This is a genomic window from Campylobacter sp. TTU-622 (assembly GCF_016598965.1).
Classification (GTDB): Bacteria; Campylobacterota; Campylobacteria; order Campylobacterales; family Campylobacteraceae; genus Campylobacter_D.
The window spans coordinates 1-6,717 of sequence record NZ_JAENKR010000071.1 but is presented as its reverse complement, the minus strand read 5'-3'; the positions used below and the strand labels follow the sequence as shown (position 1 = coordinate 6,717).

The 6,717-nt window shown below is 38.7% G+C and carries 2 tRNA genes and 3 rRNA genes; all 5 read left to right on the top strand.

The annotated features are described in order from the left end of the window. Nucleotides 1-653 precede the first annotated feature (653 nt). Nucleotides 654-2,166, top strand: a 16S ribosomal RNA gene (locus JG677_RS06455). Between the two features lie 94 nt (nt 2,167-2,260). Continuing rightward, a tRNA-Ala gene (locus JG677_RS06450) sits at nt 2,261-2,336 on the top strand. Between the two features lie 6 nt (nt 2,337-2,342). Further along, nucleotides 2,343-2,419 (top strand) — tRNA-Ile (locus tag JG677_RS06445). 382 nt (nt 2,420-2,801) lie between these two features. Continuing rightward, nucleotides 2,802-5,710, top strand: a 23S ribosomal RNA gene (locus JG677_RS06440). Nucleotides 5,711-5,883: 173 nt separating this feature from the next. Continuing rightward, nucleotides 5,884-6,000 (top strand): 5S ribosomal RNA (gene rrf / locus JG677_RS06435). The 16S, 23S and 5S rRNA genes sit together here with 2 tRNA genes alongside, the layout of an rRNA operon. Nucleotides 6,001-6,717: the final 717 nt, after the last annotated feature.

Below are 6,717 nucleotides of genomic sequence, written 5' to 3'. Positions count from 1 at the left end.
AACCTACCAAATAATCTTAAAAACAAACCTAACAATCTAAACTAGCTTAACCAAATAAATCAAACAAAGCAGACAACAACCAACTTAACTAAATAATCCAGCCAAACAAAAAGTAAAGTAAGAAAAGTAAAGAAAGAAATAAAGAAAGTAAATTAAAGTAATAAATAAGCAAACAATTAAACAATATAGTAAAACAATTTTTTTACAATAAAAACTAAAACAATAAACAAATTAAAAAATCTAATTTTTTAATTTATAAATAAATATAAAAATTTAATAAATTTATTTATCCTTAAGCTTATTAGGAATATAATCTCATTTCTTTTTTACAATTTTACAAAAAAGCCTTAAAAGCGTTTTTTAAAATAATAAAAAAATAATTTTTGTATTAGAGATGTTTTTAGTTTTATGAACATTTTATTTTTAAATGAGTAAAACTATAAATTGATATTTATTTAATCTTTAATTATTTTTTAAGTAAAAAAGTTTTGTTCTTTTAATTTAGTATTGTTTTCAAATCTTATAGTCAATCTTTGAAATCTAAATAAGTGATCGATTGAGCCAGATTATAATTTAAATATATTAAAAGATTAAAACTAGTTTTTAATCAAATACTTTTTCTTTGAAGAAAAAGATTAAACTATCTATAAATTATTATGGAGAGTTTGATCCTGGCTCAGAGTGAACGCTGGCGGCGTGCCTAATACATGCAAGTCGAACGATGAAGCTTCTAGCTTGCTAGAAGTGGATTAGTGGCGCACGGGTGAGTAAGGTATAGTTAATCTGCCCTACACTGGGGGACAACACTTAGAAATGAGTGCTAATACCCCATACTCCTATTTAACACAAGTTGAGTAGGGAAAGTTTTTCGGTGTAGGATGAGACTATATAGTATCAGCTAGTTGGTAAGGTAATGGCTTACCAAGGCTATGACGCTTAACTGGTCTGAGAGGATGATCAGTCACACTGGAACTGAGACACGGTCCAGACTCCTACGGGAGGCAGCAGTAGGGAATATTGCGCAATGGGGGAAACCCTGACGCAGCAACGCCGCGTGGAGGATGACACTTTTCGGAGCGTAAACTCCTTTTCTTAGGGAAGAATTCTGACGGTACCTAAGGAATAAGCACCGGCTAACTCCGTGCCAGCAGCCGCGGTAATACGGAGGGTGCAAGCGTTACTCGGAATCACTGGGCGTAAAGGGCGCGTAGGCGGATTATCAAGTCTCTTGTGAAATCTAATGGCTTAACCATTAAACTGCTTGGGAAACTGGTAATCTAGAGTGGGGGAGAGGCAGATGGAATTGGTGGTGTAGGGGTAAAATCCGTAGATATCACCAAGAATACCCATTGCGAAGGCGATCTGCTGGAACTTAACTGACGCTAAGGCGCGAAAGCGTGGGGAGCAAACAGGATTAGATACCCTGGTAGTCCACGCCCTAAACGATGTATGCTAGTTGTTGGGATGCTAGTCATCTCAGTAATGCAGCTAACGCATTAAGCATACCGCCTGGGGAGTACGGTCGCAAGATTAAAACTCAAAGGAATAGACGGGGACCCGCACAAGCGGTGGAGCATGTGGTTTAATTCGAAGATACGCGAAGAACCTTACCTGGGCTTGATATCCTAAGAACCTTATAGAGATATGAGGGTGCTAGCTTGCTAGAACTTAGAGACAGGTGCTGCACGGCTGTCGTCAGCTCGTGTCGTGAGATGTTGGGTTAAGTCCCGCAACGAGCGCAACCCACGTATTTAGTTGCTAACGGTTCGGCCGAGCACTCTAAATAGACTGCCTTCGTAAGGAGGAGGAAGGTGTGGACGACGTCAAGTCATCATGGCCCTTATGCCCAGGGCGACACACGTGCTACAATGGCATATACAATGAGACGCAATACCGCGAGGTGGAGCAAATCTATAAAATATGTCCCAGTTCGGATTGTTCTCTGCAACTCGAGAGCATGAAGCCGGAATCGCTAGTAATCGTAGATCAGCCATGCTACGGTGAATACGTTCCCGGGTCTTGTACTCACCGCCCGTCACACCATGGGAGTTGATTTCACTCGAAGCGAGGATGCTAAAATAGCTACTTTCCACAGTGGAATCAGCGACTGGGGTGAAGTCGTAACAAGGTAACCGTAGGAGAACCTGCGGTTGGATCACCTCCTTTCTAGAGTACTAAAGTAATAAGTCTCACAACTATTACTTCAATCAAACTCAATCATCCTTGTTTAGATTTCAAAGATTGATGAAAAGCTAATTTTGGGGAATTAGCTCAGCTGGGAGAGCGCCTGCTTTGCACGCAGGAGGTCAGCGGTTCGATCCCGCTATTCTCCACCATTATAAGGGCCTATAGCTCAGCTGGTTAGAGTGCACCCCTGATAAGGGTGAGGTCACAAGTTCAAGTCTTGTTAGGCCCACCATGAGATTAAGATTTGAAAAAGGTTTAAATCTAAAGTAAGTATATTTATTTAATATTTTTAATATGCTTACTTTAGGTTTTACCTAAATGTTCTTTTACTTATCAATGTTAAGAGTCACAAGCAAGTTTTAAAAACAATTTTACTAAGCTTGTTAAAGAATAAGATTTTATATTTTTCTTTAGTATAGGTATTTTATGTATTTATATATAAGATATTATCTAAAGCTAAGTTTTAATATTTATTTTTAAGTATTAAATGCTTTCCGTCTTGAGTATAAAAGACTTATTGTAAAACTTTAACAAGGAAGTGATGCGTTTTAGAATAAAGGTAAAGTTAGAATAATCTAACTTTATGCGAAATCTTCTTTTATAAAGAAGTTAAAAGGTAAGCTACTAAGAGCGAATGGTGGATGCCTTGACTGGTAAAGGCGATGAAGGACGTACTAGACTGCGATAAGCTACGGGGAGCTGTCAAGAAGCTTTGATCCGTAGATTTCCGAATGGGGCAACCCAATGTATAGAGATATACATTACCTTAATAGGAGCGAACGAGGGGAATTGAAACATCTTAGTACCCTCAGGAAAAGAAATCAATAGAGATTGCGTAAGTAGCGGCGAGCGAAAGCGCAAGAGGGCAAACCCAGTGCTTGCACTGGGGGTTGTAGGACTGCAATATGTATAAAGAAAGCTTAGCAGAACATTCTGGAAAGTATAGCCATAGAGGGTGATAGTCCCGTATGCGAAAGGCTGACTTTAACTAGCAGTATCCTGAGTAGGGCGAAACACGTGGAATTTTGTCTGAAGCTGGGTCGACCACGATCCAACCCTAAATACTAATACCAGATCGATAGTGCACAAGTACCGTGAGGGAAAGGTGAAAAGAACTGAGGTGATCAGAGTGAAATAGAACCTGAAACCATTTGCTTACAATCATTCAGAGCCCTATGTAGCAATACAGGGTGATGGACTGCCTTTTGCATAATGAGCCTGCGAGTTGTGGTGTCTGGCAAGGTTAAGCACACGCGAAGCCGTAGCGAAAGCGAGTCTGAATAGGGCGCTTTAGTCAGATGCTGCAGACCCGAAACGAAGTGATCTATCCATGAGCAAGTTGAAGCTAGTGTAAGAACTAGTGGAGGACTGAACCCATAGGCGTTGAAAAGCCCCGGGATGACTTGTGGATAGGGGTGAAAGGCCAATCAAACTTCGTGATAGCTGGTTCTCTCCGAAATATATTTAGGTATAGCGTTGTGTCGTAATATAAGGGGGTAGAGCACTGAATGGGCTAGGGCATACACCAATGTACCAAACCCTATCAAACTCCGAATACCTTATATGTAATCACAGCAGTCAGGCGGCGAGTGATAAAATCCGTCGTCAAGAGGGAAACAACCCAGACTACCAGCTAAGGTCCCTAAATCTTACTTAAGTGGAAAACGATGTGAAGTTACTTAAACAACCAGGAGGTTGGCTTAGAAGCAGCCATCCTTTAAAGAAAGCGTAATAGCTCACTGGTCTAGTGATTTTGCGCGGAAAATATAACGGGGCTAAAGTAAGTACCGAAGCTGTAGACTTGACTTTGTCAAGTGGTAGGAGAGCGTTCTATTTGCGTCGAAGGTATACCGGTAAGGAGTGCTGGAGCGAATAGAAGTGAGCATGCAGGCATGAGTAGCGATAATTAATGTGAGAATCATTAACGCCGTAAACCCAAGGTTTCCTACGCGATGCTCGTCATCGTAGGGTTAGTCGGGTCCTAAGCCGAGTCCGAAAGGGGTAGGTGATGGCAAATTGGTTAATATTCCAATACCAACATTAGTGTGCGATGGAAGGACGCTTAGGGCTAAGGGGGCTAGCGGATGGAAGTGCTAGTCTAAGGTTGTAGGAGGTTATATAGGCAAATCCGTATAACAATACTCTGAGAACTGAAAGGCTCTTTGAAGTCTTCGGATGGATAGGAGAACCCCTGATGCCGTCGAGCCAAGAAAAGTTTCTAAGTTTAGCTAATGTTGCCCGTACCGTAAACCGACACAGGTGGGTGGGATGAGTATTCTAAGGCGCGTGGAAGAACTCTCTTTAAGGAACTCTGCAAAATAGCACCGTATCTTCGGTATAAGGTGTGGTTCGCTTCGTATTAGGATTTACTCCGAAAGCGAAGAAACTTACAACAAAGAGTCCCTCCCGACTGTTTACCAAAAACACAGCACTCTGCTAACTCGTAAGAGGATGTATAGGGTGTGACGCCTGCCCGGTGCTCGAAGGTTAATTGATGGGGTTAGCATTAGCGAAGCTCTTGATCGAAGCCCGAGTAAACGGCGGCCGTAACTATAACGGTCCTAAGGTAGCGAAATTCCTTGTCGGTTAAATACCGACCTGCATGAATGGCGTAACGAGATGGGAGCTGTCTCAAAGAGGGATCCAGTGAAATTGTAGTGGAGGTGAAAATTCCTCCTACCCGCGGCAAGACGGAAAGACCCCGTGGACCTTTACTACAGCTTGACACTGCTACTTGGATAAGAATGTGCAGGATAGGTGGGAGGCTTTGAGTAATAGACGCTAGTTTATTATGAGCCGTTGTTGAGATACCACTCTTTCTTATTTGGGTAGCTAACCAGCTTGAGTTATCCTCAAGTGGGACAATGTCTGGTGGGTAGTTTGACTGGGGCGGTCGCCTCCCAAATAATAACGGAGGCTTACAAAGGTTGGCTCATAGCGGTTGGAAATCGCTAGTAGAGTATAAAGGTATAAGCCAGCTTAACTGCAAGACATACAAGTCAAGCAGAGACGAAAGTCGGTCTTAGTGATCCGGTGGTTCTGTGTGGAAGGGCCATCGCTCAAAGGATAAAAGGTACCCCGGGGATAACAGGCTGATCTCCCCCAAGAGCTCACATCGACGGGGAGGTTTGGCACCTCGATGTCGGCTCATCGCATCCTGGGGCTGGAGCAGGTCCCAAGGGTATGGCTGTTCGCCATTTAAAGCGGTACGCGAGCTGGGTTCAGAACGTCGTGAGACAGTTCGGTCCCTATCTGCCGTGGGCGTAAGAAGATTGAAGAGATTTGACCCTAGTACGAGAGGACCGGGTTGAACAAACCACTGGTGTAGCTGTTGTTCTGCCAAGAGCATCGCAGCGTAGCTAAGTTTGGAAAGGATAAACGCTGAAAGCATCTAAGCGTGAAGCCAACTCTAAGATGAATCTTCTCTAAGCTCTCTAGAAGACTACTAGTTTGATAGGCTGGATGTGTAATGGATGAAAGTCCTTTAGCTGACCAGTACTAATAGAGCGTTTGGCTTATCTTAAATAAAGCATCACTTCCTTGTTAAGGTTTTTATGCCTTTAATGAGTAAGATTTTAAACTTGCTTTTAACATTGTTTTTTAAGTATTCTTAAAAAATAAATCTATTATTTAGTTTAAAAAGATAAAAATAAAAAAATGGATTAATTACTTTTAAAAGAATATTTAAATAACAATGTCCGTGATTATACAGATATGGAAACGCCTTGCTCCATCCCGAACCAAGAAGCTAAGCATATCGTGGGTGATGATACTACGCCTTACTGGCAGGGGGAAAGTAGCTCATTGCGGACTTGTTAATTTATACTTCTTAATACTTCGATATATATTTTACTTCTAATTAAAAATGTTTTTTATTAGTAGGAATATCTTTTTATTTTTATATTAATTTTTATAAATTATTAAAGCTTCTTTTTAAGAAATATCTATGTTTGATTTTTATTTATTCATTAGCTTTTTATAGATAAAGGATAAAGTTTTTATTTATCTTTTAATTAAATTCTAAATTTAAAAAATTAAATTATAAGTATATAACTTTAAAGATAAACTTATAAATAAGATAAGTTATTAAATAAGTAATATCTAATTTAAATAGTTATTAATAAATTTATTTAGAATTATTTATAAGTTTTTTAAAGTTTTAAATAAGGAATTAAAATAAATATTAAAATTGAAAGATTTATATATAAAAAATGATTGATTAAAAAATATATTTTTAATTACTCTTATTAATTTCTTTCTTAAGATAATAAAACAAATTAAATATTATATTTATACTTAGAAAAGATAAAAAATATTTTTATACTTTTTATTATTTAGCTTATAAAATATTTGATAATTTAGATGTTTATTAAAAATAAAAGAAATTAAAGAATATGCTTTTTTAAATTAGATGTTTTTTAATAAGAAGTAAAAGATATTTATTACATATTATTATAAAAACAAATAGTAAAAGATATCCATTTAAGTAAGTTAAGGTTATTAGGTTAAATTAAAAAATGATATAAAAAG